We start from the raw sequence: 26,868 nt of genomic DNA, 5'->3' as shown, positions 1-26,868 counted from the left end.
GATATGTCGAGAATCGTTGTTGCCTTCTGTTGCATCCGGCAAACGGAACCATCCACTACCCGAATTCCATAATGCTTGACTTAATTGCAAAAACACCTATGTTGCATCGCAGCAAAAGCGGCAGTTTAATTGACCGTCTGGCGAGAGTTCTGCGTGAGAGGTGACAAGATCATCTCGAACCTATCGCCTTCATTGCTTCTTTTTATGTCCGGCAGCCTGATCACGCGGGTCGTCTTAACAGACGGCGAACACGCGTATAGCTTCCATGCTGTGCGCTGGAAACTTGCTGCTATTACAAGGTATTATTTTTGACTAAATTTTCTGATTTCGCACTGGCGGAACCAATCCAAAAACGTGTGGCCGAAGGCGGTTACACCACTCCCTCCCCGATTCAACAGCAGGCCATTCCGCCGGCGCTGGAAGGCAAAGATATTCTCGGTATCGCGCAAACTGGTACCGGTAAGACCGCTGCTTTCTCGCTGCCATCTATTCACCACTTGCTGAACGACAAGAAACGCGCTGGCCGCTTCGAATGCCGCATGCTTGTGTTGGCGCCAACCCGCGAACTCGCGCGGCAGATCGCCGACAGCATGATTGGCTACTCCAAGGGCCTCGGTCTTTACGTAACATCTGCCTTTGGCGGGGTGCCGATCAATCGGCAGAAGCGCGTGTTGGAACGTGGCGTAGACGTATTGGTGGCAACACCGGGTCGTCTGCTGGACCTCATCGATCAGCGCTATCTGACTTTGTCCAAAGTAGAAATATTGGTGCTCGACGAAGCCGACCAGATGCTGGATCTCGGGTTTATCGTTCCGCTGAAAAAGATCGTTCCGATGCTTCCCAAGAAACGGCAGAGCCTGTTCTTCTCGGCAACCATGCCCAAGACCATCTCGCAGTTGGCAGACCAGTTTCTGACCAACCCGGTGCAGGTTTCGGTTGCACCGCAGTCGACGACTGCTGAACGGGTGGACCAGAAGGTTACCTATATCAATCAGGACGACAAGCAGCGTTTGCTGAAGGATTTCATCAACAAAGAAAATCCGGATCATATGCTGGTGTTCACACAGACCAAACATGGTGCAGACAAGGTTGTGAAAAATCTGATGGCTGTGGGTATCCACTCCGCTGCCATCCACGGTAACAAGAGCCAGCCACAGCGCGAACGCGCTTTGGGTGACTTTAAGAAGGGCAAGATCAATATTCTTGTCGCCACCGATATTGCGGCGCGCGGTATCGATGTCGATGGCATTACCCATGTCATCAACTTCGACATGCCCAATGTGTCCGAGCAATATGTACACCGGATCGGCCGGACAGCGCGGGCAGGGGCCAGCGGTATTTCTTACTCGCTCGTAGCCCCGGATGAACGCCAGTTCCTGCGTGATGTTGTGAAACTGACCGGTGTGAAGCCAGAAGTCATCGCTTTGCCAGACGGCTATGATGAACCGCCTCGGGAAGAAGTCGCGCCGCGGATCTATGGCCAGAAACCTAAGAAATATGGCGCAAAGCCAACCCGCGGCGGACCACCGAAGAACAAGCACAAGTCCCGCAAAGGCCGCCCCGGCGGCGGTGGCTCAGGACGCGGTGGCCCCGGCTCCGCAGCCAAAGGCGACGGGCCGAAACATTGGAACAATGGTGCAAAGTCGTTCAAACGCCGTCAGGCGCGGAAAGCGGACGCCTAGATTATTCAGAGATAAGCGCGTTGCTCTCCGCAAGCGCGCGGATCTCTTGATCGTCCATATCCAACCAATCCTGAAGCGCGGCGACATTATGTTCGCCGCGCTTTGCGGTTTTGGCGTCGCTATCAATGCCGCTTTTCGATTTTGAAAAGCGATAGGGCGACTGGACGGTCCGGCGCTGGTTGCCATCATCGTCGGTGACATCGACAATCGAGCCGAGCGCTTTGACGCTGATCTGTTCATAGATGTCAGGCCCGAATGGGAAAACTTCACCCCAGGCGAGATTGAGCCGGTCGAGAGAGGCTGTCAGCGCTTCGAAACTCTCATAGCAAAGAATATGCTGTTCCATCGCTTCATGGCGCAGCCTCACTTTCGTGGGGATATCGGCACCTTCTGGCGTAGGGTCCTGCAAGCCATCTTTCGTGGAGAACATGACCCACAGCCACTTCATGTCACCGGTGATCAATATCTGGCGGCCTTCGGGAGCTTTCCAGACCAATGTCTCGGGCGGTTTTGGCCAGAGATCATCCAAAGCGAAATGGGCGTAGTCGTCTGACGAGTGCAGGACATTGAGCATAGCCAAATCAATATGCTGTCCTTCGCCCGTCTGATCCAGCGTGCGCAAGGCGGATAATATCGCGATTATCCCGTGCAGGGAGCTGTAGCTGTCTGCCATCGCAAATTGCATGTCGGTCGGCTTGCCGCCGCTCGTTTCTGCTTGCCGGGCGATCAGTCCGCTTTCCGCGTGCAGGACCGGCGCATAGGCTGCGCGGCCGCGTTCGGGGCCATTTTGACCATAGCCTGATATGGAAAGCATCACGAGCTTTGGGTTGGTCTTTGAAAGATCGTCCCAACCAAGTCCGAATTTATCCATCACGCCGGGACGGAAATTCTCAACAACAATATCTGCTTCGGCTGCCAGCCTGTGTATCAGGTCGTGCGCGCCTTCAGCCTTCAAGTCGACGCAGATATTCCGTTTGCCAATATTGAGTTGCAGATAGTTCCCGCTCACGCCGCTATCCCGCCTCGCAAGCTTCCGTGTCACATCACCTTCGGGCGGCTCCACCTTGAGGACATCGGCTCCGAGATCGGAGAGCATGCGGGTGGCATATGGGCCAGCCACAACACGCGAAAAATCGAGAACTTTGAGCCCCGATAACGGAAAATCTGCCATATTTGCCTGACGTTAGAGTTTCATCTGCTGTTTCATGGTCTTTTCCGTACCCGCACCATAAGGGGGAAGGAAACCAGCAATTTTGGCAATGTTGATCTTCGGTTGACGATACACGGCTTTGGCATGGCTGAATTCTTTAAAACCATCCTGCCCAGTATAAGCACCCATTCCAGACGGTCCGACACCGCCAAAAGGCAGGTCATGCTGTGCGATATGGAAGATCACGTCGTTCATGGTGACGCCGCCGGAAATGGTGCGATCCAAGACTTTGCGCTTGTCGCTCTCGGTTTCACCAAAATAATAGAGACCAAGCGGACGGTCATGATCATTCACATAGTCAACAACGTCATCGAGGTTCTGATAAGTTTTGACCGGAAGCACCGGGCCAAAAATCTCTTCCTGCATGACCCGCATATCGTCGTTGACATTTTGTAGGACGGTCAGCGGCATTTTGTTGCTGTTGGTGTTGGAAAAATCCTCATTGCCGGGATTGACGACCGTCTGCTTTGCGCCTTTGAGAACCGCATCGTCGATCAGCCCCTGAAGACGTTCCTGGTGCCGCCCGTTGATCACGGACGTATAGTCATCATTGGCGATAAGCTTTGGATATTGCTCCGCAACATTTGAGGCGATGCCTGCGACGACAGCGTCTTCCTTATCTTGGGGAACCAGAAGATAGTCAGGCGCCAAACAAATCTGTCCGGCGTTCATCATCTTGCCCATGGCGATGCGCTGCGTGGTTTTTTGAATGTCGGCATCGGGGCCAACGATCGTCGGCGACTTGCCGCCGAGTTCGAGCGTGACGGGGGTCAGGTTTCGAGCTGCAGCAGCCATCACATGTTTGGCGATTTCTCCACCGCCCGTGAAGATCAAATGATCCCAAGGAATTTCTGAGAAGGCCTTGCCGGTTTCCGGACCGCCGGTAATTACGGCCATTTCTTCGGGTGCGAAATAATCAGCGACGAGTTTCTTGACCAACTCGCCTGTCTCTGGACAGAATTCAGAAAATTTGATGATCACCCGATTGCCTGCGCCAAATGCTCCAATGGCGGGGTCAAAGGCGAGGTTGATCGGGAAATTCCACGGCGCGATAACACCGACAACACCCTTGGGCTGAAATTCAACCTGACCGCTTGCACCGAGCAGGCCGAGCGGAAAGTCCATCTTCCGCTTTTCAGGCCGCATCCATCGTTTCAAATTCTTCTTATGATCTTTGGCATGGCCGACGACTGACATCAGATCGGTCATCACCGTCTGAACGCTGCTGCGATGTCCGAAATCATTGGATACAGCCTCGCACAGCGCATCTTGATTCTCTAAAATCATTTTTGCGGTGCGGTTGATCCGGTCCATCCGGGATTCAAAGCTGACCGGCAATTCCGCATGAAACGCATCGCGTTGGGCTTGGAACACTTTCATAATCTCGTCTTTGCTGACTTCGCCAGCGGCTGCTTCCAATGCTTCCATTTTCGCTCTCCCAAGGGCAGGGCGATAGCGCCCCGCCAAAATCGATTTCAATTGCGCACTTAAACTGTTTTTTGGCGTATTGTCGAGGGTGAAACGGCTATTGGGCTAGCGCGTCGATGGCAGCAGCAGTGGCTACCAGTTGTTTGGCTTGGCTGAAGTGCAGAAGTTCGGTCATCTTTCCGTCCACCACGATAACGCCTTTGCCGGCATTGATCGGGTCTTTGAACGCGGCAATGATCGCCTCGGCTTCGGCAATGGCATCTGCATCGGGAGCAAAGGTCCGGTTTGCGGTGTCAATCTGTGCCGGATGGATCAGGCTCTTGCCATCAAAGCCGAGGTTCTTGGCTTCCAGACATTCTGCTTCGAGGCCCGCGGGATCATTAAAGTCATTGTAAACACTGTCGATGATGTTGATGCCATAGGCGCGTGCGGCGATTACTGCCTGGGTCATCACCGGTCCAAAAATGGCGCGATCGTGGCCCGCCCGCATTTCTTTGGCCAAATCGTTGAATCCCATGACAAAGCTAGTCAGGCGTTTCTGCTGACCAAGCGCTGCAATTTCCGAGAGATTCAAGATCGCGAGCGGCATTTCGATCATCGCCCACAATTGCGTCTCGACCTCCGGATCCCAGCCGTCCATGAGGCTGGTAATCTGCTGGATATCATCCGCGCTCAATATTTTCGGTACCAGAACGGCGCTGGCTTTGCTTAAACAGACTTGTTTAAGATCCTCGGCAAACCAGGGCGTGTCCATCGCATTGATCCGAACAACCAGTTCACGCTCGCCATATTCATCAGATTGCAAAGCAGCACAGGCCTGTACCCGGGCGTCTTGCTTCGCATCCGGCGCCACAGCGTCTTCGAGATCGAATATGATCGTGTCCGCAGAAAGGGTTTTTGCCTTTTCCAGCGCGCGCTGGTTGGATGCCGGCATGTAAAGGCAGGAGCGGCGCGGGCGAAAATTTGTCTCGGTCATACAAAACTCTAACATCGGTGGCGAATCTCGGAAAGGCCAAAATACGGTTTTAATCCGAAGCCTAAGATAGAAATTTTACCACATATTAACCATCCCGATGCCATGGCTTTCTGTGCACAGACAAGATGCTGCACCAGAAGGGAAACGCCAATTTCATGAAGCACGACCATAAATTTGGATCGGTTGATGCGGATGGAGTTGCGCTAGACGGGCAGTTGCTGGCAGATCAAGCCGCGGATGCACGGCATTTTTCGAGAGATTCTAGCCCCGATGCAGGCTCTGCCAACAACAAGAAGCAGGTCAGAAGAACAATCGGCCTTGCTCTGCTTTTATCTGATATCATCGCTATAGCTATTGCTTTTGTGACGGCAGATATCTTCCGGCACGGGGAACTGACGCATCAGCAATCCTTGTTGCTGGCGGTCATTCTACCAATTTTCGCGACGATTACCCTGTCGAAAGACGGCTATAGTGCAGACGCCACCATCGATTTCAATTTTGGAGTCCGCAAAGCAATTACCGGCTTTCTGCTAGCGGCAGGCTCTGTATTGCTATTCGCCTTTGCATTAAAAACCAGCGAAGAATTTTCCCGATTGATGTTCGGTTTGGCGGTCATCATCACCATTGTGACACTGACCTTGTCTCGTCATTTTGTTACGAAAATAGGCCAGCACAAATTGGGTAAGAATCCTTTTGCGACCCTGTTGATTGATGAAGGTGATCCGGCCTCCATGACATTTGGCAATGCGCAATCCGTATCGCCTGTTCCATCGGATCATGATGCTTTGCTCAGGCTCGGCCAAATCGCCCGCAATATGGAGCGGGTGATCGTCAAATGCGCGCCGGAAAACAGAGCCAAATGGGCGTTCGCAATGAAATCTCTGAATATTCACGGCGAGATTCTTACCGAGGAATTGACGGAACTGGCGCCGCTCGCTTTGACTGCGATCGACGGCAAGCCCGCTTTGCTTCTCAGCTGCGATCCTTTGAGTTTGCGGCAACGCTTGTCCAAGCGCGTGCTGGATCTATCCATCGTGTTCCTGGCGCTGCCCTTTGCCTTGCCGGTTATCTTGATTGCCGCATTGGCAATAAGGTTAGAGAGTCGCGGCCCTGCATTTTTTCTGCAAAAGCGGATCGGTCTCGCCAATCGCAATTTTACCATTTGGAAGCTGCGTTCCATGCGTTTGAATGCTGTCGGTGCGGATGGAGAGAAATCGACCCAGCGCGACGACGATCGTCTGACAAGGGTCGGATCTTTCATAAGAAGCACCAGTATCGACGAACTGCCACAATTGTTTAACGTGCTCATTGGCGACATGAGCATTGTCGGCCCGCGTCCCCATGCCGCCGGTTCAACAGCGGACAATCGCTTGTTCTGGGACATTGACGGGCGCTACTGGCATCGCAACGCCGTGAAGCCGGGCCTTACAGGATTGGCACAGGTCAGGGGCTTCCGCGGCGCAACCCATGCAAAAGTTGATTTGGTCAACCGTCTGCAAGCAGATTTAGAATATCTGTCAAACTGGTCCTTCTGGAAAGATCTCGGGATCATATTGAAGACCTTTGCCGTTTTGATGCACAAAAACGCATATTGAAGTCATCGCCTAAGCGCTAAAATGATATGGTTTCACGTCGTGCAATTCCGCGATTTTTAAACGGCCATTAGCAGTTTCTTAACCATATTCCTCGAAGGATTCTTTCTATGAAAATCCTTATCCTCGGTATCAATTACGCGCCGGAATTGACCGGTATTGCGGTCTATACGACGGGCCTTGCGCGCGATCTGGTGGCGCGTGGTCATCAGGTCGAAATAGTTACCGCTCCGCCTTATTATCCAGATTGGAAAATTGGCGCAGGCTATTCAGCTTGGCGCTATACGCGTGACAATGAAGCAGGTGTGCAAATCACGCGTTGCCCCCTGTACATTCCCGAAAACCCCAGCGGCGCAAAGCGAGTTCTGCACCATATTAGTTTTGGCATATCGTCGCTTTTCCCGATGATCGCTCGCGGTTTCCGGATGCGGCCAGACGTTGTTTTTACCGTCTCCCCATCGCTATTCTCTGGTCCGATAGGTGCTTTGGTTGCGCGCATGACGGGTGCGAAACAATGGTTGCATATTCAGGATTTCGAGATCGAAGCAGCATTTGCAACGGGACAGATAAATTCCGAAGGCCGGATTAAGCGATGGGCGCAATCGTTCGAACGTTTTTGCCTTTCATTGCCAGACAAGGTGAGCAGCATTTCGGCAGCCATGTGTGAGAAGCTTGAAGCCAAGGGCGTTCTGCCCGCTGATATCTATCAACTAAACAATTGGGCTGATATCGACGCGATCAAACCCCAAGAAGAATCCTTGTTCCGTAAAAAGTGGAATATTGAAACACCACATGTGGCGCTTTATTCTGGCAGCATCTCTGAAAAGCAGGGCCTGGAGAATTTGGTTGAGACGGCCCGCCGTCTGGAAGGCCGGGGAGACGTTACCGTCGTGATATGCGGGAACGGTCCCAATCGCGCCAAGCTTGAAAAAAGTGCCTCCGGCTTAGAAAATATCCAGTTTCACGAACTCCAAAAATTTGAAGATCTGAATGAGCTTCTATCTTTGGCCACGATCCATCTTCTGCCCCAGAAGAGGGATGCCGCCGATCTGCTATTGCCATCAAAGCTTGCAAATATGCTGGCCTCTGGCCGTCCGGTCGTGGCTGGAGCCGCTGCGGGAACCGGGCTTGCTGATGCGGTTTCCGGATGCGGTTTTGCGGTCGAACCAGATAGCGCCGACGCAATGGTGAGTGCCATCGTCAAATTGCTGGAAGATCCCACGATGCGCGCCGAATGTTCGCAAGAGGCGCGGCGACGGAGCTTAAGGGATTGGTCCAAATCTCAAATCATTCTTGATCTGGAGCGCGCTCTAGGTCAGATGCCTGCTGCAAATAATCCACCACAAGCTTTTGATAAATCAGAAATTTCACGGAGGCCAGGATGAACTTCGGCAAAGCTTTGCGGGCGTCTTGCGACCCGGCTTACTGGAACGCTCTGTCTCGCGGCGTTGTGCCGACGATTGAGCATATTCCGGCGTTGGACGGTCTCCATCCCGATACGATTATCGATGTCGGCGCGAATAAAGGGCAGTTTTCGGCAATGGCTGCAAAATTATGGCCCAACGCGCAGTTGATCGCGTTCGAACCGATCCCGGACCAAGCAGACAAGTTTGAGAGCCATCTCGGAACGCGCGCAACCGTGCATCGATGCGCCCTGGCCGCTGAGCAAAGCGCAATGGATCTGCATATTGCCTCGCGTGCGGATTCGTCTTCCTTGCTGCCGCTCGATGATCGCCAGAAATCTATGTTCGACATGGAAGAAGTGGGATTGCTGACCGTTCCGGTTCGTCGTCTGGACGAGATCGTAACCGCAGAAAATATTCCGGGACGAGCATTGCTGAAGATTGATGTGCAGGGATTTGAGTATGAAGTGCTGCTTGGCGCCAAGGGTCTTGTAGGGGTGATCGAATGGATTTTTGTAGAAGCATCCTTCATGGAATTATATACCGGACAGCGCCTGTTCCCTGAAATTGAGCAACTGCTCAACGGCTATGGCTATGAAGAGATCGGGCGCTTCAATATGGTAACAGATGACAGGAACAATCCGGTTCAGGCCGATATGTTGTTCCGCAAACTATAGGGGCCACACATGCTAAGATGGATAATCGGTCTCACCAAGCCCGTGCGCTACAAAGTCGAGGATATGCTTTATCGACGGTCTTCTGAAAAGGAGCATCTCGCTGGCTTGAAAGACAAATATAAGGGAAAGCCTCTGCTAATTGTGGGCAATGGTCCCAGCATCAACAAGACTCCCCTGGAGCGCTTTAACGCGATTGCTTCCATCGGAATGAACAAAATCGACATGTTATTCGATCGGTCCACTTGGCGTCCATCGCTGATAATGTGCACCAATAATCTTGTGGTCAAACAGCATAGCGAGGGTTTCTCCGCCAGTGAAATCCCTATCTATCTTGCTTGGAAAAGCCGCTGGTTCCTCAAGAAACGCAGTCCTTCTATCCGTTTTTTCAACCTGCGCAATGATGAAGAATTTAGCGGTGACGTCAGCATGGGCATGGGGTCCGGCGCAACGGTAACCTATGCCGCATTGCAGTTGGCATATCATATGGGCGCCAACCCGGTCATCATTGTCGGCGTCGACCATAGTTTTGATAAATCCGGATCCGCCAATATTTATGAAAAGCGGAGCGGAGCGGACAATAATCATTTCGATCCGAACTATTTCAAAGACGGCAGCTATTGGGGCGTTCCCAACCTGGATGCCAGCGAAGAAGTGTTTCTGAAAAGCCGGGTCGCTTTCGAGCAGGATGGTCGGAAAGTCTACGACGCCACGATCGATGGCAAGCTTCAGATTTTCGAGAAAATCGGCATCGACGAAGCGGTTGCGCTAGTGGATTCCTGACGGCATAGGCTGGCGTCTAGCCAAGCCAATAGATCTGAGGCGCGAGCAGCAGCATAGCGGCTCCAATCGGAAGCACTATCGCCCATATATCACGCTGCAAAGCATATCCGAACGCCCTTAAAGTCAAGGATCTGGCGTATATGGCATAGGGAATTGCTGCGCCAACCTGAATGGCGGCAAATAAGGTCAAGCTTGGCCGATCGACAAACATCAAAGGCATCAGGTACAGGCAGCCAAATAGTCCATTGGCGATGTGAAGTTTGATCTCGTTTGTCACAGCGAAAAGATGCAAATGGGTGGCGCCAAAACGGGCTATCATTGTGGCGATCGCCAGCATCAGCCAAATCGAAACCGGAACAAAGCCAATATCGACGCCTATGGCATGTGCGACAGCAAATGCGATTGGCACCGGCACGAGCATCGCGGCCGTCAGCCACGACGATTTCAGGATGATCCGGTCCGCTAGTTCTAGAAGTTTTTGCTCGTTTCCATTGGCATAATATGCGGCCATTGCTGGCATCGCGCCATAAAGCGGCGACATTGCAAATTGTTGGATGAACCCCAGGATATTGAGAGCCAGCAAGAAGGCGGCAAGATCAGAAGCGGATGCATATTGGGCAAAAATAAACCCGCCGCCATATAGGGTAAACATGCCGGCGAAAGTACCAATTGTTCCACGCCACGCGCGTTGCCAGACGAGGGACAGAATGGGTTGCTCATTCTCGCTCTGGATTTTCGAGCTTGTACATTCAAATCCATGTTTCCGGGCCCATCGCCGGACGACAAAATACTGTACGACAAATGGCGCATAGAGGGATGCGAGGCCGATGACCGGGTTGTGCGTGATCCATAGCAATAGGGGGGTTAGCAATGCGCCTGCCAACCAGGTGCACGCTTCTGCCCTTCGCGCGGAGGCCGTCTCGCCAACCGCAAAAAGGAAGGCCATCAAAGGTTGAACCAGCAAGCGCAAGATCGACAATATGATGAAGGCTGCCCACATCATCCAGCCCTGCTCAACGTCGGGCAGGGCCGACAGGCTACGAGAGATAATGGCAGTGCCGCCGGTTGTTGCGAACAGCAGCCACAGAACGGTGAGGGCCAAAAAGACGATACGCAACTGTCCATTCACACGGGCCATTAGTCGACGATTGGGGCCGGATGTTTGTGTTGCCTGATGGTCCGCCGTTGAACCCGTCAGTCGATCTGATCCGGCAAAGGCATATGATAGCATTTGCATAGATATCGTCGGGAGACTGCCGCTCAATGCACCGATGATTGCCTGGAATGTGATGATCAGCAGCCAGAATGACACGACGCTTGTGTCAAAATATGCGTAAAGCACGGGCAGGGGGAGGGCCATTGCTAGCGCACGGGCAACGACGGATGAGGCCGTCATTGCGCCCGGTGAATGCCAATAATGTCTGACGACCTTTAGCATTTCGCTATTCTATTCACCGAAAATTCGGGGATAGACCTGTTTGGCCAGATCATGGATATTGTCGACGGCAAGCATCTCAAATTTGGGTTGGTCGCGAAAGGCGATAAGATTGCCCCATCCTTCGGGATCCAGCGTATCGACCGTTGCTGAGAAGCCTTTCCAACTATGCTGCGCGCCATATTCGCTAATGGGCTGCCATTCGGAAAGGGTGATTTTATAACCACGCTCGCTGAGATATGCGTAAAGGTCCGAGACAGTATATCCCAATGGCAAAGTCTTCGAATTCTCATATTCACAGATGATGACATCCGGTGCTGCAGCATCCCAGTCAATGCCCTTGATTGCGAAAAAGTCGAAGCCTTCAATGTCTATTTTGAGAAAGTCGATCGCGGCCAATCCATAGTCTTGAACGACATTGGCCATGGTCGTGACTTCCACCGTTCCCGCCTGTTCGTGACTCTCATGAAATGCAGACAAGCCACTGATACCCGAGCTTTGCTCGCTGGCAAAAAACGGCTTTGCGGCTTCGGCATGATCAGACACGGCGCGGGTATCGATTTGAACCCGCGGATGATCGCCGAAGGCGGCATCCAGATGTTGCCGGTTTTTGGGATCTGGCTCAAAGGCGACAATGTCCCAGCCTAGATCCACAAACATCGCCAGTTCGATACCGAAGTGAGCGCCGACATCTACCATATTGCCTTCATGACCCGTCCGCCGAAAAATCTCATGGATCAGGCGCACTTCATCAAATTGGTCGCGTCCGGCAAGCTGTTTCAAGCGGCGAACCATGCTGTCTCCCAGCAGGCGGCGAAGTTTGTCTTTTAACACAGGCTTGGTGATCTCCATGAGGCGACGGTCGAGAGCTTAAACCACAAATGGCTTATGAACTTATTAACCATAAGAATAAGTTTTCGTTAACCATTTTGGCATAGGCCAGATTTTAGAGCAATTCGATGGATATTAGCATCATCATCCGCACGCTGAATGAAGCGAAATGGTTGCCCGATCTGCTGCAAGCGGTTCGGCAGCAAGAGTTGCGTGGTTTGTCCTGCGAAACCGTATTGGTGGATTCCGGGTCAACCGATGGAACGCTGGAAATAGCCGCGTCGTTCGGTTGCAAAATTGTCAAAATTGAAAAATCGAAATTCACCTTTGGTCGCTCGCTCAACTATGGTTGTGAAGCGGCGAGAGGGCGCTATTTGGTACTGATTTCCGGACATTGCGTGCCTGTTGGCAAAGACTGGCTTTTTAACCTCTGTCAGCCTCTGGAAGACGATATATGTGACTATGGCTACGGCCGTCAGATTGCGCGTGCAGGCTATTCCAAATATTCCGAAAAATGCCTGCTTCTCAAATATTTTCCGGACAGTTCAAAACTGCCGCAGGGCGATTTTTTCTGCAACAATGCGAATAGCGTGTTGCGCCGGGATACTTGGGAAAAATACCGTTTCGACGAAGAAGTCACCGGCCTTGAAGATATGGCGCTGGCCAAACAGCTCTGGTTAGATGGCGGAAAAATTGGCTATGCGGCGGATGCCGTGGTTGAACATATCCATGAAGAAAGCTGGGCGCAAATCCGGCGCAGATACGAGCGCGAAGCAATCGCTCTGCAAGGGATCATGCCCGAAATTCACGTCAGTTTTTCAGACTTTCTGAGATATACCGCCACCGGTATTTTGTTCGATAGTGCCGCTGCTTTGCAGGAACGACGTTTTCTTTCGCATATTGGTGAAATCATCATGTTCCGGACCATGCAATATTGGGGAACCTGGCGCGGCAATAACGATCATCGCAAGCTTTCGCGGGAAGCGAAGGAAAAATATTTTTATCCCCGATCAACCGAAAGGTCACCGTCACGTGGTTCAGAATTTTCAAACCGTCGCGCTTCTGCCGATGAAGGCGCATAGCGAACGGGTCTCTGGCAAGAATTTCAGAAAATTTGCTGGCAAGCCGCTGTTTCGTTGGGTGCTGGACGCACTGCTCGGAGCTGGGGCGATTGATGCGGTTGTGATCAACACAGATGCGCGTGAAATTTTGGCCGACAACGGATTGCACGACGGCGATGCCGGCGGCCGTATCATAGTCCGGGATCGCAAACCGGAAATTTGCGGAGATTTTGTCTCGATGAACCTGGTGCTCGCCGATGATATTGCGGCGGTTGCTGCAGAAAATTATGTGATGACGCACACAACCAATCCGTTGCTGCAAAGCAGTACGATCGAGCGTGCCTTGTCGAAATATCTTACTGCCAAAGAACAATCTAAGGCGGACTCTCTGTTTACCGTCAACAAGGTGCAAACCCGTTTCTATCGCGAAGACGGTTCAGCCGTAAATCATGATCCGGAAAATCTGATCCGGACCCAGGATCTGGAAGCCTGGTATGAAGAAAATTCAAACCTCTATATTTTTAATCGCGACAGCTTTGCAAAAACCAATGCACGTATCGGTACGCAGCCGATGATGTTTGAAATGGAAACCACGGAATCGGTGGACATTGATGGACAAGCCGAATGGGACATGGCCGAAGCGATCGCGCTATATCAACAGGACAAAGCCCAATGAGCGCACCGATGAAAATTCTCGTGACCTGCCCACCGATGTTGGGTTTGATAGACGAATTTGCCGATGATTTTGCCGCGAATGACCTTGATTTTGTGGCGGCTCCGGTTGTGCAAGTGATGAGCGAAGCCGAATTGATCGATATTCTTCCAGCATATGATGGCTGGATCATCGGCGATGACCCAGCCACCGCAGCGGTTCTCGAAGCCGGCGCCGCTGGCAAGTTGCGGGCGATTGTTAAATGGGGTGTTGGTGTCGACAATGTCGACTTTGATGCTGCGAACCGGCTCGGCTTGCAGTCCACCAACACGCCGGGCGTATTTGGCAAAGAAGTTGCCGATCTGGCGATGAACTATATTGGCGGTTTGGCCCGCCAAAGCTTCTACATTGACCGGGAAATCCGTCAGAATTGCAGCTGGCCCAAACCGGCGGGCATATCGTTGGCGGGCAAGAAAGCAGGCCTTATCGGCTTTGGCGACATTGGTCGCAACACGGCAAAGCGGATGCTCGCAGCGGATATTGATGTGACTGTCTATGATCCTTTTTTTGAAGCGGTCGACGGAATAGACGTGAAGGCAGCGCAATGGCCGGATGGTTTGTCCGAACTCGATTTTCTCGTTTTTACCGCGCCACTCAATGATCAAAGCCGGCACATGTTCCATCGTGGATTGCTTGGCAAGGTTAAGCCAGGTGTGCGTATCGTCAATGTTGGTCGCGGGCCAGTCATCGAGGAGCAAGCCTTGGTCGATGGCTTAAAAGACGGGGTGATCCATTCGGTCGGGCTCGACGTATTTGAAATCGAGCCTTTGCCTGAAGATAGTCCGCTTCGAGACTATCCACTGAATATATTCGGCAGCCACAATGGCTCCAACACGATCGATGCTGTGCAGCGTGTCAGCCGTATGGCAATCGATACTATCGCGAGGTTTTTGCAGAATGACTAAGCCAGCAGCTCTCGTCACCGGTTCCAACGGTGGTATCGGAAAAGCGATTGTTTCAGCTCTGCATGAAGCGGGTTGGTTCGTAATCGGCATGGACCGCAATCCCCATAGCCATTCCAAATGCGATGAATTTATTCATTATGATCTGGCGGACTGCTGTGAAGAAGCCGACTTTCAGACAAATTGCATCGAAAAGATTTTGAAGGCTGCCGGCGATCATCCGATCAAGGCCTTGGTCAATAATGCTGCGGTCCAGATTTTGGGATCGACGGAGGAGATCAAGCCGGAAGAATGGCATGAGACCTTGAAAGTGAATTTGAGCGCTCCTCTTCTTATGTCACAAGCCCTGTTGCCGCATTTGCGTGAAGCGAAAGGATCGATCCTCAATATCGGTTCTGTTCACGCACAGGCGACAAAGAAGCGTTTCGTGGCTTACGCTACCAGCAAAGCGGCTCTTCATGGTTTAACGCGGGCACTGGCTGTTGATTTGGGGCCTCAGGTGCGGGTCAATTGCCTCGCGCCCGCCGCGATTTCGACCGATATGCTGAAAGCCGGATTTGAAGGCAAAGAAAAAGAATTTGCGGCACTGGAAGCCGCCCATCCCGCGGGGCGCATCGGCAATTGCGAAGAGGTCGCGCAAGCCGCGCTCTTCCTGCTTGCTGCCAACACTCCATTTGTGACCGGTTGCTGCTTCTTTCTTGATGGTGGCATCTTGTCTCGGCTACACGATCCTGCATGACGCCAGAAATGCACCTTGTCGGAGACTATCGCGCGCGGCTGGGTGAGGGGGTTTACTGGAGTGCCAACGCGGACGCGTTGTTGTGGGTTGATATCAAGGGTCAGAAGATCATTCGCTTTTGCCCGCAATCCCGAACCGAAGCTATTTGGTCCGTGCCCGAGACAATTGGTTGTATCGTCGATGACCCGTCTGGTTCCGGTTTTCTGGCTGCACTACAATCCGGCTTCGCCGCAATCACATTGCCCGCGGGTTCGACGGAAGCAACCCTATCCCCGATTTGCAATCCTGAATCTGACATTCCGGGTAATCGTTTCAACGATGGTGCCGTGGATCAAGATGGCCATTTTTGGGCCGGGACCATGGATGATGCCGAGGTTGTCGAAAGCGGAAGCTGGTGGCGGTTGGCTCCAGATGGATCAGTGAGCAAGCTGGTCTCAGGATTTAAAATTACCAACGGTCCTGCCTTCTCACCGGACGGTAGATATGTTTTTCTAACCGACTCTTCCAGACAAACGATCTTTCGTGGACGTTATACACCACATGGCGGTATTCAAGACGTCGCTCCTTGGGCGCAATTTACTGCAGAACATGGATATCCTGATGGTATGGCCTTCGGCCCGGAAGGCCATTTGTGGGTAGCGTTCTGGGATGGTGCATGCGTGCGGGCTCTGGATCGAAATGGCGAGATTGTTCACCAGGTTGATTTGCCTGTGCAACGACCAACAAAAATTGCTTTTGCAGGTGACGGAACCGCTTATGTCACAAGTGCTATGGTCGATCCTGCGAAAAACGGTCCGGATGGTCGCTTGCTTACGTTCGGCCTGGCTTGAAAGTTGCCAACGGGACCAGCAGGAATATCATGCTGACCAAGATCGTGAAGTTGTAAAATAGCACGCCGTCCAGCATCGAAAAAGCCAACATCGTGCTGCCACCCAGCAATCCGAATGTCCGCAAGCCAACATCGATATTTTTGTCTAGCAAAAGACGAAAATAGGCGAGCGCCAGCAAGAGCAGCATTGCTGATCCGCCGATCAGACCCCAGTCAAAGATGAACTGGAGAACACTATTATGCGGGTGTTTGAAAAAGCCTTCGGCGGCTACATTGACTCGTTGGAACTGCAGTCCACCATAGCCGAGCCATGGCTGTTCACTGATCAGCCGAAAGGTTTCCAGCCAGATATCGGTGCGGCCGGATGACACTTCAGATGGCTCTCCACTGCCGTTCCAGAAGCGCTGTAGCGCGCCAAACCATCCGATTGTCGGCGCTGGTAAGAGGATCGACAGGATAGAACCTGTTGTGATCGCGGCGACAGTGCGCTGCCAGAACATGCGATTGCGCAAATGGGGGGAGAATAGAACCGCAATGATAATCCCTATGAGAAGGGCCGCAGCAGGGCCGCGTGACCCCAACCAGAGCATGGCTGCGGTGTTGATCATGAGTATCGCGAGATGCGGCTTGATGTAAAATTTTGGCCAAATGGCAATGCTCGCCAAACCAGCGGCAATGGCAGGAGCAAAAATATAACCTGTGTGCCGGATATGGGCGTAGCCGGGGAGGCTGCTTTTCCAGTCATAATCGGAATCCACACCTGCGAGCAGGACAAATGCGATAATGGCCATGCCGGCAAGAGCGGTCGACCCAGCGAGGGCAATGCAAAATTTTCGAACCATTGATAGCAAGTCGACTTGGCGACAGCGGACGAGGTGCACGATGCTGGCCGCACATAATAGATGCACAATCCAGTTGGTTGCCGATGCTATGGCGGGCCCGGAGAATGGTGCCAATGCAGAAGCCGCAACCAATGCGACAATCCAAAGACCCAGGATGAGTTGCACTGGTTTGCCGAGGCTACCGAACAGTTTCGCCGGACTCATTTTGTGCAATAAGGCGACTAATATCACCGCGAACTCCGCATAGAGTGACGGCAACCAATAGATGCGCCAGGTGGATTGCCATGTTGCAAATTCACCGTTGGACGATGTCAGAACCAAAATTCTGAAAAGCGGAATGATCGCCAATAGCAGGAGCCAATTGCGGCCCAGAAAATTGACCAACGCTGGCGGTGACCCAGAGCCTGCTCCATATTGTTTGTTCAAGGCAGCTTCCTTCGCGGTCAGATCAACTGGCCAATCGCAAATCGGTCACCGCTTCGCGATTGTCCGGCTGATCAGGCCAGATTCCGCGCGTGTCGTAAACCACTTTGCCGGCGCGTTCATCAAGCGGAATTGATTTGAACATGTCGTGATCGGTGAGGGTGATCATGACCGAACAGGATTCCAATGCCTCATCAATATCGATCAGAGTGGCACCGCTGCCTTCAAAAGCTGCTGGCAGTTCGCTGGCATATGGTTCAACAATTTTGATCCGTCCACCGTAGCGTTTCGCCAGCTTTGCGGCGATTTTGAGGGCAGGGCTCTCGCGGAAATCATCGATATTCGCTTTGAAGGCGAGTCCGAAGCAAGCGATAGATACGCCGGGAAGCTCGTCGATTAGGAGAGAGGCCTGCTCGAGAACATGACCGATTTTTCCGTCATTCACTTCGCGGGCGATCCGGATCAGAGGAGATTGTTCCGGTGCGCTGTGAATGATGAACCAGGGGTCGACGGCAATACAATGTCCGCCGACGCCGGGACCTGGCTGCAAAATATTGACGCGGGGGTGACGGTTGGCGAGGCGGATAACTTCCCAAACATCGAGATCCATATGATCGGCGATGATCGAAAGTTCGTTCGCGAAGGCGATGTTGACGTCTCGATAGCTGTTTTCAACCAACTTGGTCATTTCGGCAGCGCGCGCTGACGTCGTCACAAGCTCGCCACGGACAAAGCGCCGGTAAAAGCCCAGTGCTTTGCGCGCACAACGTGGCGTGATTCCACCAATGCTGCGGTCATTCTGAATGAGTTCTTCAAGAATTTTCCCGGGCAAGACCCGTTCCGGACAATATGCAATGGCGATGTCGGGAATGTCATTTGCCAGTCCCGGTACCTTAAGGTCCGGGCGCAATTCTGCGATCAGGTCCCGCATTTTCTCGGTTGTACCAACCGGGCTTGTTGATTCGAGGATGACTGTGTCACCTGCCTTGAGAGCAGCGGCAATATTCGTAGCTGCTTCCATGACATAGCTGGTGTCGGGAATATGATTGTCCCCGAACGGCGTGGGCACAGCGATTACGAAGATATCCGATGGTTCGACCATCAAGGACGCGCGCAATGTCCCGCGCGACACGACGCCTTGGACCAGCCCATCAAGATCCACTTCTTCGATGTGAATTTTGCCGGAATTGATGGTTTCCACCACATGTTCATTAATGTCTATGCCGAGTACCCGGCATCCCGAGCGAGCGATGACCGCTGCAGTTGGCAGGCCGATATAGCCCAGTCCCATGACGCAAACGCTTGGTTTTTCTTCCGATAACATATGAGTAACCACTCCGTAGGGCGCCGATTTGGCGCGTTTTACCTGCAGGGAAGTTAGTCAGTCATAGTAAATATTTAGGTAATTTATTGGCCAGATCGTAAATATTTAGACGCTGAGACTCTTCTCGATGATATCGGCAATGCGTTGACTGGACTTGCCATCACCAAAAGGATTGTGGGCACGTGCCATTTCCAGATAATGATCTTCATCGTCGAGAAGTTTCGTCGCTTCTGCCACGATCACATCTCTGTCTGTACCAACCAGCTTCGCGGTGCCCGCTACAATGCCTTCTGGTCGTTCCGTTGTATCCCGCATCACAAGCACGGGTTTGCCAAGAGCCGGGGCTTCTTCTTGCACGCCGCCGCTGTCCGTCAGCATGAAGTTGCAATGTTTGATGAGGCTTACGAAATTTGGATAATCCAACGGTTCGATCATCGCTACATTGTCGAGGCCATCCAAGGCATCTTTCATAATTGCCCGGACATTGGGATTTAGGTGAACCGGAAAAATCAGGGCGACATCGTCCCGCTGGGCTATGTCGCGAAGAGCGCCGGCGATATTGGTCAATCCGTCGCCAAGATTCTCCCGGCGATGGCTGGTCACACCAATGATCTTTCGGCTTCCAAATTTCTTGTATAGCGCGACAAGATTTTCATCTAAGCCACTTGAATGACTGAATTTATCTGCTGTGACCAGTAGGGCATCAATAACGGTATTGCCGGTAATAGATATTTGCTCGGAAAAAATATTCTCTTTTGCGAGCGCATCGGCCGAGGTCTGCGTGGGTGCAAAATGTTGATCGGCAATGGTACCGATTATCTTGCGGTTCACTTCTTCTGGCCATGGGTGATAGATGTTATAACTGCGCAATCCGGCTTCGACATGGCTGACAGGGATCTGTCGGTAATAAGCAGCCAGGGCTCCGCACATGGCGGTGGCTGTGTCTCCCTGAACGACAACCCGCTGGGGTTTTGTTTCATCCAATATATTGCCGATACCGGACAATAGTCTGCCGGTAAGGTCGTCGAGGCTTTGATTGGCCTTCATCAGGTCGAGATCAAAGTCAGGCTCGATATCGGCGATGTTCAATACCTGGTCCAGCATTTCCCTATGCTGGGCGGTTACACAGGACAGGCTTTCCAAGCCGGTACGTTTTGAGAGTGCCTGTACGACAGGGAAAAGCTTGATAGCTTCCGGCCTGGTGCCAAAAATGGTCAGGACTTTGGGCTTTTTTGATGTCTGTGTGGTCATTTGGGTTGCTTAACCTGGTTTGGCTAAAATTTTCATAACGATAAACGTCGCAATATTCGTTGACCGCCGGTGCAGGCTAGGCCAATCGCCTTTCATGCAATGGTATGAACTCAAAAACTGGCTGGAACTGTCAACAGGTCTGGATCGTGATGCGCTGCATATCTATGCGGGGATCGGGATTCAACTCGTGGTAGCGTTGATCCTCCGACGCTCGCTCGCCAGCCCGGTTCCCTGGGGTTTTGTCATGGTGGCAGCCTTTGCCAATGAGTATTTTGATTATACTGCCACTAGCGGATCGTTGGCCGGGAATGCGGCACTTTACGAGGAAGCATATAGAGATATCTGGAACACTCTGTTGCTGCCCTCATTGTTCCTCATGATTGCCCGCTTCTGGCCGAATTGGTTGATCGGAAAAGCGCGGTCGGATGAAAAAATTGACATGTTGCAGAACGACAGACCGCGCAGCTAGCCTTTTGAATCCATTTTCTGGGCCATTTTTTTGACATGTTCAGACTGACCTCGTGGCAATATCATCACTCTGTTTTCATGGGTGACAATGATCAAATCCTGTACCCCATAGGCCGCGATTTCTAGTCCGTGACTGTGGATCAGATTATTGGCTGAATCTAATGTTACAGCCTTGCCAAATATGACATTTGACTGTTTGTTCTTGTCGCAAATATCAAATAACGAGTCCCAACTTCCGACATCAGACCAGCCTGGGTTGACCGGTGTCACCGCTACTTTTTCTGCTCTTTCCATGATCGCATAATCAATGGAATCAGAAGGTGCAGATGCAAATTCATCCGGGTCGGGATAGCAATAACCCTCTTCGATTTTCGCGCGATCCATGGCCGATTGACAGGCGGCGAGCATCTCGGGGGAATATTTTTCCATGGCCGTCAAAAAAGTATCTGCCCGGAACAGGAATATTCCTGCATTCCAATGGTAGCCGCCCTCCGCAAGCATTTTTTCTGCGTTTCCGAGATTCGGTTTTTCGACAAACCTTCTCGCTGACAAGCTTTTGGTGCTCCCAACAATGGCATCACCTTGTTGTATATATCCGTATCCTGTCGCCGGTCCTGTGGGTTCGATGCCGAATGTTACCAACCAGCCAGATTGCGCGACGGGTATCGATTCCTGAACGGCTTTTTGAAATGCCGATATATTTTTGATCATATGATCGCTCGGCATCACCAGCAACAAATCCGCAGGATTTTCAGCAGCGAGCGCAGCAAGCGCGATCGCGGGGGCGGTGTTGCGCGCGCAAGGCTCCAAAATGATCGTGCCCGGTGTCGCGCCAACTTCCGCCATCTGCTCCTGCATGATTCCCGTATGCTGAGACGAACCGACAATGAGCGTCCGGCGATAGCTTTGCCCTTCTGCGCATCGTTGAAGGGTCAACTGAAACATGCTCAGAGGGCCCATCAGGTTGAGAAATTGTTTTGGTTTCTCGGGAGTTGAAAGCGGCCAAAGCCGAGTCCCGGATCCGCCAGAGAGAATAACCGGCGTAATGAGAGTATTTTGGGACATATCAGTATTTCACATCATCGAACAGGCGATGAGTGACCTCTTGTTTTTTGAAAGATCAATATCGCTAAAACGGGGGCAAATTCCGCATTCCCCGGCCTTGATCAATTTTCCGCGTACAGTAACCGAACCTTCCAAGGGAATGACTTGCCATTCCTTGCTCTTCGTCTTCGAGATGATGGCGTCGTCCGTGCCAATGATCTGAAAGAGTTCGAACGGTGCGCCAGCGGTCAGGATTGCCGACGTGTCGGTCGGGATTTCACTCCACAAATTCATATCATATGACGTCAATTTTGTGATTTCTATGGCTTCATCAAGGTGAAGTTCGCGCGGGCGTCCATAGTCATAAATCCGATAGGTTATGTCGACGTTCTGTTGGACTTCTAACAATGAAATGCCCGCTCCGATGGCGTGGATCGTTCCCGGTGGAACGTAGAAAAAATCGCCTTTTTTTGCGGGCTTCCAGTCGATAAGCTGTTCAATTTCACCCAATAGAGCCGCAGCCTTTAATTTTGCCGCGCTCACGGTTTTATTCAAACCGAGACCCAAGACAGCATCTGGTTCCGCATCCAAAATGAGCCAACATTCTTCTTTGCCGTGCGGAAGGCCAACCCTGCGTGCCTGGCGATCATTTGGATGCACTTGGATGGACAGTTTTGCGCTGGTGAAGAGATATTTGCTCATCAGCTGGGGCGATATGCCTTTCGGGGCCTCGAACCAAATTTCGCCAATTTTCTTTTTGTTTTTGCCGCCAAAAATATCAGGCAAAATTTCCTGACCCCATGGCTTTTCCACGAATTTTCGTTTTAGCTTCATTACTCGAATAAAGTGGGCACTAACTTCGCCCGATGCTGGAGTAAATGAGACCCGTTTGTGCAACTTCCGCTGGATTGTAAATATTCCGCAAATCCACCAGCACATTGCCTTTCATGACTTGTGATAGTTTTTTCAAATCCAGTGCGCGGAACGCATCCCATTCGGTCACTATGACCACAGCATCGGCATCTTGTGCGGCCGCGTATCCGCTATCGGCCATTTCCACGGTCGGCATGATCTCTTTTGCCAATTCCATTCCTTCGGGATCATAAGCCGATACGTGGGCGCCGCCGTCGATCAAAGTTTGAGCGATTGCGATGGAAGGAGCGTCTCGCATATCATCTGTATTTGGTTTGAAGGTGAGACCGAGCAATGCCACTTTCTTGTTTCGAACATCTCCGCCCAGCGCTTGGATAGCCTTGCGGCCCATGGCGCGTTTGCGTTGGTCATTCACCTGTACGACCGCTTCAACAATGCGAACCGGGCTATCATTGTCCTGAGCCGTTTTCATCAAAGCCAGAGTGTCTTTTGGAAAGCAACTGCCGCCATATCCCGGACCGGCATGGAGGAATTTTTCTCCAATCCGGTTATCCAAGCCAATGCCGCGAGCGACTTCTTGGACATCAGCGCCCACTTTCTCGCACAGATCAGCTATCTCGTTGATGAAGGTGATCTTCGTCGCGAGAAATGCATTGGCTGCATATTTTGTCAATTCCGCGGTGCGTCGACCGGTGAACAATATCGGCGATTCATTGAGGAAAAGCGGACGATAAATTTCCGTCATCACATCTTTTGCCCAGCCATCCTCGGTGCCAATGACAATGCGGTCGGGACGCTTGAAATCCCGGATCGCAGCGCCTTCGCGCAAGAATTCCGGATTGGAAACGACTGAAAACTGATCGCGCGGCTTTTTGTTCTGTAGGATTTGCTCAACTTCGTCACCGGTTCCAACGGGAACCGTCGATTTGGTGATAACCACTGTTGGTTTGGTGATGGAGTCAGCGATTTCTTCGCTCGCCGCGTACACATAGCTTAGGTCGGCGTGGCCATCGCCTCTTCGGGAAGGGGTTCCCACCGCAATGAAGATGGCATCGCAATCCTTTACAGAAGCGGCCAGATCAGTCGAAAATGACAAGCGCTCCGCCTCAACATTGCGTTTGACCAAGTCTGCCAAACCTGGCTCGTAGATCGGCATGATATTGTTGTTCAGGTTAGATATTTTGGCCTGATCTTTGTCCACGCACACCACATCATGGCCAAAATCAGCGAAACAGGCGCCAGAAACTAGGCCTACATAGCCAGAACCAATCATTGCAAGTTTCATTCAATGTCCTCTAAATCTAATCTTATCTTCGGCAAAATCCGGCGGGTTTTCGTTCGTAGTGGGTCACAAGTCAAGCCCGCTGCATTGGGGGCGCCTTGAAACCCAAATGATGATTGGGGTTGGCCAGCTTTCATTGCCGAGAAAGCGAGCCTGTGGGCCTATATAGCTTGAATGTTACCACAAAATAAACCAGCCCATAATTAGTATCTGTTTTAAACTGCTTGGCTTAATGCTCCATGGCCGGTAAATAAGGTATTCGGCGTCGCAGCTTTGAGAGCCAAATGATTGAAAATATCACTGTCGTCGTGACAACTATATTGGAAAAGATTGCACAGCTATCGCGCTGGCAAAAAAGAACAATCGTGTTTTTGCTCGATATTCTGCTTTGTGTGCAGTCGATTTGGATAGCCTATTCGCTTCGCATCGGCGTTTGGGTGTTGTGGGATATTGCCGTTCAGAAGATGGTGTTGACTTGTCTTTTGGCGATGATTCCGGTTTTCATCCTGCTTGGGGTGTATCAGGCGATATTTCGCTATGCCGGCACAGGAATGATGCGCACCCTGGTTCGTGCTTTCATCGTCTATTCTGTTGTCATTGGGACGATATTCGCTGTTGTCGGAATCGCCGGAGTGCCGCGGACGATTGGTATCATCCAGCCCGTTGTGTTTTTCATTCTGGTTGGTTTTGCAAGGGTTGCTGCACGATATCTGATGGTCGACATTCTTGGCAGAAATAGCTTTGTCGGTGAGGTAAAAAATGTTTTGATCTATGGCGCGGGCAGTGCGGGACAGCAGCTTGCTGCTTCGATGCGTTCGGAACCCGGCATGCGCTTGTGTGGCTATATTGACGATGATCGCCGATTAAATGGACAAAAGCTGGATAGAGACAAGGTCTTCTGGAGCGGCGGCCTTGCGGAATTGATCGAGAAAAAGGAAATCACAGATATCCTTTTGGCTTTGCCCAGGATCAACCGCAAAAAGCGTCGTGCGATTGTCGAGCAAGTCCGCGAGTTCAAGGTGCATGTCCAAACATTGCCGAAAATGAATGAAATCATCTCGGGGAAAGTTGCATTTAGTGATATTCGTGAGCTTGATATTGAAGATTTGCTGGGGCGAGAGCCGGTTGCTCCAAATGAACTTTTGTTCGGCAAGACCATTGTCGGCAAGACAGTCCTCGTAACAGGGGCAGGGGGCTCTATCGGCAGCGAACTCTGTCGGCAGATCGCCAAATCCGGGGCGCATCGTTTGATCTTATTGGATCGATCTGAATTTTCTCTCTACGAAATTGAAAAAGAGCTTAAGCAATATCTGGCCCTTCATAGCTCGGTGCAACTTGAATTGATTCCTGTCCTCGGGTCGGTTGTTGATGCTGCAAGATTGGACGAAGTTTTTTCACAGTGGCAACCGGACACGGTTTTCCACGCTGCCGCATATAAACATGTGCCCCTCGTTGAGGCCAATCCGATTGAAGGTATTCGAAACAATATTCTGGGCACTCAAACGCTGGCCGCTGCTGCTGTGGCAGCGCGGATCAAAAACTTCATATTGATTAGCACCGACAAAGCGGTTCGCCCGACCAACGTCATGGGGGCAACAAAGCGGGCTGCTGAACAAGTGATCCAGAATTTTGCAATCACGGGTGGAGAGACCAGATTCTCCATGGTCCGATTTGGCAATGTGCTCGGATCCAGCGGTTCTGTAGTGCCTCTCTTCCGCAAGCAGATCGAGCAAGGGGGGCCAATCACCGTAACCCATCGCAACGTGACCCGTTATTTCATGACCATACCGGAAGCGGCTCAGCTGGTCATTCAGGCCGCGGGAATGGCAAAGGGCGGTGAAGTTTTTGTGCTGGACATGGGGAAATCTGTCAAGATTCTGGATTTGGCGGAGACAATGGTTCGGCTGTCGGGACTGACAGTGCGTGATGACGCAAACCCCGAAGGCGATATTGAAATTGTCGAAGTCGGCTTGCGTGCGGGTGAAAAACTCTACGAAGAGCTGATCATAGGCAATGACCCGCAATCCACATTGCACCCTCGAATCATGAAGGCGCATGAATCCTATTTGTCGTCAGAGGAGCTTGATGAATTGATAGCCGGCCTTATGAACTGCCGTGATCCGAAAGCCGCGGTCACGATGCTGAAATCTCTGGTTCCGGAATTTGTCCACGGTAGAGACAATGAAAAATTGGAAAAAGCCTCGTAAGCCTCAGCGGTCTAAGACGGTCAGGGGGTGAGCGGACCGAAGGGCACAATCCTATTTTGCACATCATGTCCGATTTGTGCCCGGCCCAGATAGGCGATGCCGTTTTTCTCCGCCCATCGCTTCGCAATGACTTCGGGATATTCGCCAAAAGGTCGATCATTCTCCGGAACATCGCTGACGTTACCCAATTTGATTCCAGATAGCCTTTTGTCCGCAAGATTGCTGCACAGATGGAACATGGCCCGATCAAAAGCATAGAGATATTCAGAAACCTCTTCGACGATGAGAATATGGTCCTGAAGATCGGGCATCAAATGCGTGCCTGTCATCATCGACAGGGTCATGAGATTAAACGCGGCATATTTATTACCATCGAGCAGACCCGGTTCGAGAGCATCTGCTTTTCTATCAACGATCCAGTCCAAGGACCTTCTGACGGCTTCATCGCCGCCGTCTCTGAGAATATCAGAAGGCATTGGGCCATGCGCTACTGCGCCGACTTTTGCTTTGTATAGCGCCCCAAGGAGGTTGCCGGCGTCGCTATAGCCAAGATATGTTTTGCGGTTGGCACAGTCATTGAGCTGCGCGATTGCGGCATCCGCAATCCGTGCTGCACCATAGCCGCCGCGTGCAAACCAGATGGCATCGATTTCCGGGTCGTTGGCCAAGGATACGAAGCCATCGGTGCGTTGTGCGTCGCTGCCGGCAAAATGCCCTTCTTCGAAAAAACACTGTTCATCAAACAACAATGCGGCTTGTGGATGTGTTTCGGCTGCGAGCGCGATAACATGATCGGCCGCCTCCTGTGTGAAGGGGGTCGACGGAGCACAAATGCCGATGCGGAATGAAGAGGATATCAATTTTGTTCCTTGTGCCATTGCAAAATGGATTGAGAAG

Annotated in this window: 24 protein-coding genes; 12 read left to right on the top strand and 12 right to left on the bottom strand. The window is 51.8% G+C overall.

Features of this window, described 5'->3' with window-relative positions; all coding sequences use genetic code 11:
- Nucleotides 1–308 precede the first annotated feature (308 nt).
- Nucleotides 309–1,682, top strand: coding sequence for a DEAD/DEAH box helicase (locus ABJV08_RS13095; RefSeq protein ID WP_348039806.1), 1,374 nt, complete (start codon nt 309–311; stop codon nt 1,680–1,682).
- Nucleotide 1,683: 1 nt separating this feature from the next.
- Here ABJV08_RS13095 and ABJV08_RS13090 read toward each other — a convergent pair whose 3' ends face one another.
- From ABJV08_RS13090 to ABJV08_RS13080, 3 genes are read right to left on the bottom strand one after another with little or no spacing between them, the layout of a single operon-like run.
- Entirely contained in the window at nt 1,684–2,853 is a 1,170-nt protein-coding gene (locus ABJV08_RS13090; protein ID WP_348039807.1) for a CaiB/BaiF CoA-transferase family protein, read from the bottom strand.
- Between the two features lie 12 nt (nt 2,854–2,865).
- Nucleotides 2,866–4,371, bottom strand: a complete 1,506-nt coding sequence (locus tag ABJV08_RS13085; protein ID WP_348039808.1) for a coniferyl aldehyde dehydrogenase — start codon at nt 4,369–4,371, stop codon at nt 2,866–2,868.
- A 46-nt stretch (nt 4,372–4,417) separates the two neighbouring features.
- Complete coding sequence (locus ABJV08_RS13080) at nt 4,418–5,296, bottom strand: CoA ester lyase (protein ID WP_348039809.1); 879 nt, start codon at nt 5,294–5,296, stop codon at nt 4,418–4,420.
- A gap of 155 nt (nt 5,297–5,451) precedes the next feature.
- Here ABJV08_RS13080 and ABJV08_RS13075 point away from each other — a divergent pair, with 155 nt between their 5' ends.
- From ABJV08_RS13075 to ABJV08_RS13060, 4 genes are all read left to right on the top strand, one after another.
- Complete coding sequence (locus ABJV08_RS13075) at nt 5,452–6,891, top strand: exopolysaccharide biosynthesis polyprenyl glycosylphosphotransferase (RefSeq protein WP_348039810.1); 1,440 nt, start codon at nt 5,452–5,454, stop codon at nt 6,889–6,891.
- Between the two features lie 107 nt (nt 6,892–6,998).
- Nucleotides 6,999–8,273 carry a WcaI family glycosyltransferase gene (locus ABJV08_RS13070; RefSeq protein WP_348039811.1) on the top strand — a complete coding sequence of 425 codons (1,275 nt, stop codon included), beginning with the start codon at nt 6,999–7,001 and terminating at the stop codon, nt 8,271–8,273.
- On the top strand, nt 8,270–8,968 hold the full coding sequence (locus tag ABJV08_RS13065) for an FkbM family methyltransferase (protein ID WP_348039812.1): 699 nt from the start codon (nt 8,270–8,272) through the stop codon (nt 8,966–8,968). The genes ABJV08_RS13070 and ABJV08_RS13065 overlap by 4 nt, the downstream gene beginning before the upstream one ends.
- Before the next feature lie 9 nt (nt 8,969–8,977).
- Nucleotides 8,978–9,748, top strand: a complete 771-nt coding sequence (locus tag ABJV08_RS13060) for a hypothetical protein (RefSeq protein WP_348039813.1) — start codon at nt 8,978–8,980, stop codon at nt 9,746–9,748.
- Nucleotides 9,749–9,764: 16 nt separating this feature from the next.
- Here the strand turns inward: ABJV08_RS13060 and ABJV08_RS13055 are convergent, their stop codons facing one another.
- Together ABJV08_RS13055 and ABJV08_RS13050 are read right to left on the bottom strand one after the other, a co-directional pair.
- Nucleotides 9,765–11,144 (bottom strand): hypothetical protein, encoded by a 1,380-nt coding sequence (locus tag ABJV08_RS13055; RefSeq protein ID WP_348039814.1) that lies wholly within the window; start codon nt 11,142–11,144, stop codon nt 9,765–9,767.
- A 51-nt stretch (nt 11,145–11,195) separates the two neighbouring features.
- Complete coding sequence (locus tag ABJV08_RS13050) at nt 11,196–12,017, bottom strand: FkbM family methyltransferase (protein ID WP_348039815.1); 822 nt, start codon at nt 12,015–12,017, stop codon at nt 11,196–11,198.
- A gap of 125 nt (nt 12,018–12,142) precedes the next feature.
- On the opposite strand from ABJV08_RS13050, the gene ABJV08_RS13045 reads away from it, so the two are divergent.
- Genes ABJV08_RS13045 through ABJV08_RS13025 form a run of 5 tightly spaced genes read left to right on the top strand, consistent with a single transcriptional unit; the run spans nt 12,143 to nt 16,258 of the window.
- Nucleotides 12,143–13,096 carry a glycosyltransferase gene (locus tag ABJV08_RS13045; protein WP_348039816.1) on the top strand — a complete coding sequence of 318 codons (954 nt, stop codon included), beginning with the start codon at nt 12,143–12,145 and terminating at the stop codon, nt 13,094–13,096.
- Complete coding sequence (locus tag ABJV08_RS13040; protein WP_348039817.1) at nt 13,047–13,751, top strand: acylneuraminate cytidylyltransferase family protein; 705 nt, start codon at nt 13,047–13,049, stop codon at nt 13,749–13,751. The genes ABJV08_RS13045 and ABJV08_RS13040 overlap by 50 nt, the downstream gene beginning before the upstream one ends.
- Nucleotides 13,748–14,692 carry an NAD(P)-dependent oxidoreductase gene (locus ABJV08_RS13035; protein ID WP_348039818.1) on the top strand — a complete coding sequence of 315 codons (945 nt, stop codon included), beginning with the start codon at nt 13,748–13,750 and terminating at the stop codon, nt 14,690–14,692. The genes ABJV08_RS13040 and ABJV08_RS13035 overlap by 4 nt, the downstream gene beginning before the upstream one ends.
- Nucleotides 14,685–15,428, top strand: a complete 744-nt coding sequence (locus tag ABJV08_RS13030) for an SDR family oxidoreductase (protein ID WP_348039819.1) — start codon at nt 14,685–14,687, stop codon at nt 15,426–15,428. The genes ABJV08_RS13035 and ABJV08_RS13030 overlap by 8 nt, the downstream gene beginning before the upstream one ends.
- Nucleotides 15,425–16,258 (top strand): SMP-30/gluconolactonase/LRE family protein, encoded by an 834-nt coding sequence (locus ABJV08_RS13025; protein WP_348039820.1) that lies wholly within the window; start codon nt 15,425–15,427, stop codon nt 16,256–16,258. The genes ABJV08_RS13030 and ABJV08_RS13025 overlap by 4 nt, the downstream gene beginning before the upstream one ends.
- Here ABJV08_RS13025 and ABJV08_RS13020 read toward each other — a convergent pair.
- The 3 genes from ABJV08_RS13020 to wecB form a co-directional block, all read right to left on the bottom strand.
- Nucleotides 16,239–17,525, bottom strand: a complete 1,287-nt coding sequence (locus ABJV08_RS13020) for an O-antigen ligase family protein (RefSeq protein ID WP_348039821.1) — start codon at nt 17,523–17,525, stop codon at nt 16,239–16,241. The genes ABJV08_RS13025 and ABJV08_RS13020 overlap by 20 nt on opposite strands.
- Nucleotides 17,526–17,547: 22 nt before the next feature.
- Nucleotides 17,548–18,846: a UDP-N-acetyl-D-mannosamine dehydrogenase gene (gene wecC / locus ABJV08_RS13015; RefSeq protein WP_348039822.1), complete on the bottom strand. Its 1,299-nt coding sequence runs from the start codon at nt 18,844–18,846 to the stop codon at nt 17,548–17,550.
- Nucleotides 18,847–18,951: 105 nt separating this feature from the next.
- Nucleotides 18,952–20,097 (bottom strand): UDP-N-acetylglucosamine 2-epimerase (non-hydrolyzing), encoded by a 1,146-nt coding sequence (gene wecB, locus ABJV08_RS13010; protein WP_348039823.1) that lies wholly within the window; start codon nt 20,095–20,097, stop codon nt 18,952–18,954.
- Nucleotides 20,098–20,191: 94 nt separating this feature from the next.
- On the opposite strand from wecB, the gene ABJV08_RS13005 reads away from it, so the two are divergent.
- Nucleotides 20,192–20,566 (top strand): hypothetical protein, encoded by a 375-nt coding sequence (locus ABJV08_RS13005; RefSeq protein WP_348039824.1) that lies wholly within the window; start codon nt 20,192–20,194, stop codon nt 20,564–20,566.
- Here ABJV08_RS13005 and ABJV08_RS13000 read toward each other — a convergent pair.
- From ABJV08_RS13000 to ABJV08_RS12990, 3 genes are read right to left on the bottom strand one after another with little or no spacing between them, the layout of a single operon-like run.
- Nucleotides 20,563–21,630, bottom strand: a complete 1,068-nt coding sequence (locus ABJV08_RS13000) for a mannose-1-phosphate guanylyltransferase/mannose-6-phosphate isomerase (RefSeq protein WP_348039825.1) — start codon at nt 21,628–21,630, stop codon at nt 20,563–20,565. The genes ABJV08_RS13005 and ABJV08_RS13000 overlap by 4 nt on opposite strands.
- Before the next feature lie 9 nt (nt 21,631–21,639).
- A complete protein-coding gene (locus ABJV08_RS12995) occupies nt 21,640–22,443 on the bottom strand; it encodes a class I mannose-6-phosphate isomerase (protein ID WP_348039826.1) in 804 nt (267 codons plus the stop codon).
- Nucleotides 22,444–22,462: 19 nt separating this feature from the next.
- The gene (locus ABJV08_RS12990) at nt 22,463–23,767 is read right to left on the bottom strand and encodes a UDP-glucose/GDP-mannose dehydrogenase family protein (RefSeq protein WP_348039827.1); all 1,305 of its coding nucleotides are present in this window, start codon (nt 23,765–23,767) and stop codon (nt 22,463–22,465) included.
- A 281-nt stretch (nt 23,768–24,048) separates the two neighbouring features.
- On the opposite strand from ABJV08_RS12990, the gene ABJV08_RS12985 reads away from it, so the two are divergent.
- Entirely contained in the window at nt 24,049–25,971 is a 1,923-nt protein-coding gene (locus ABJV08_RS12985) for a nucleoside-diphosphate sugar epimerase/dehydratase (RefSeq protein WP_348039828.1), read from the top strand.
- A 20-nt stretch (nt 25,972–25,991) separates the two neighbouring features.
- Here ABJV08_RS12985 and ABJV08_RS12980 read toward each other — a convergent pair whose 3' ends face one another.
- On the bottom strand, nt 25,992–26,849 hold the full coding sequence (locus tag ABJV08_RS12980; RefSeq protein ID WP_348039829.1) for an LD-carboxypeptidase: 858 nt from the start codon (nt 26,847–26,849) through the stop codon (nt 25,992–25,994).
- Between the last annotated feature and the right edge of the window lie 19 nt (nt 26,850–26,868).

Source organism: Parasphingorhabdus sp., assembly GCF_039982395.1.
In the GTDB taxonomy this organism is placed as follows: Bacteria; Pseudomonadota; Alphaproteobacteria; order Sphingomonadales; family Sphingomonadaceae; genus Parasphingorhabdus.
Note: the sequence above shows the minus strand (reverse complement) of the source record. Positions and strands in the feature narration are given on the sequence as shown.

Coding starts and splice junctions, on each gene's coding strand:
- wecC (WP_348039822.1), bottom strand. CDS start 18,846: ATGTTATCGGAAGAAAAACCAAGCGTTTGCGTCATGGGACTGGGCTAT.
- ABJV08_RS12980 (WP_348039829.1), bottom strand. CDS start 26,849: ATGGCACAAGGAACAAAATTGATATCCTCTTCATTCCGCATCGGCATT.
- ABJV08_RS12985 (WP_348039828.1), top strand. CDS start 24,049: ATGATTGAAAATATCACTGTCGTCGTGACAACTATATTGGAAAAGATT.
- ABJV08_RS13030 (WP_348039819.1), top strand. CDS start 14,685: ATGACTAAGCCAGCAGCTCTCGTCACCGGTTCCAACGGTGGTATCGGA.
- ABJV08_RS13000 (WP_348039825.1), bottom strand. CDS start 21,630: ATGTCCCAAAATACTCTCATTACGCCGGTTATTCTCTCTGGCGGATCC.
- ABJV08_RS13025 (WP_348039820.1), top strand. CDS start 15,425: ATGACGCCAGAAATGCACCTTGTCGGAGACTATCGCGCGCGGCTGGGT.
- ABJV08_RS13060 (WP_348039813.1), top strand. CDS start 8,978: ATGCTAAGATGGATAATCGGTCTCACCAAGCCCGTGCGCTACAAAGTC.
- ABJV08_RS12995 (WP_348039826.1), bottom strand. CDS start 22,443: ATGAAGCTAAAACGAAAATTCGTGGAAAAGCCATGGGGTCAGGAAATT.
- ABJV08_RS13075 (WP_348039810.1), top strand. CDS start 5,452: ATGAAGCACGACCATAAATTTGGATCGGTTGATGCGGATGGAGTTGCG.
- ABJV08_RS13090 (WP_348039807.1), bottom strand. CDS start 2,853: ATGGCAGATTTTCCGTTATCGGGGCTCAAAGTTCTCGATTTTTCGCGT.
- ABJV08_RS13005 (WP_348039824.1), top strand. CDS start 20,192: ATGCAATGGTATGAACTCAAAAACTGGCTGGAACTGTCAACAGGTCTG.
- ABJV08_RS13080 (WP_348039809.1), bottom strand. CDS start 5,296: ATGACCGAGACAAATTTTCGCCCGCGCCGCTCCTGCCTTTACATGCCG.
- ABJV08_RS13055 (WP_348039814.1), bottom strand. CDS start 11,144: ATGACGGCCTCATCCGTCGTTGCCCGTGCGCTAGCAATGGCCCTCCCC.
- ABJV08_RS13045 (WP_348039816.1), top strand. CDS start 12,143: ATGGATATTAGCATCATCATCCGCACGCTGAATGAAGCGAAATGGTTG.
- ABJV08_RS13035 (WP_348039818.1), top strand. CDS start 13,748: ATGAGCGCACCGATGAAAATTCTCGTGACCTGCCCACCGATGTTGGGT.
- ABJV08_RS13065 (WP_348039812.1), top strand. CDS start 8,270: ATGAACTTCGGCAAAGCTTTGCGGGCGTCTTGCGACCCGGCTTACTGG.
- ABJV08_RS13070 (WP_348039811.1), top strand. CDS start 6,999: ATGAAAATCCTTATCCTCGGTATCAATTACGCGCCGGAATTGACCGGT.
- ABJV08_RS12990 (WP_348039827.1), bottom strand. CDS start 23,767: ATGAAACTTGCAATGATTGGTTCTGGCTATGTAGGCCTAGTTTCTGGC.
- wecB (WP_348039823.1), bottom strand. CDS start 20,097: ATGACCACACAGACATCAAAAAAGCCCAAAGTCCTGACCATTTTTGGC.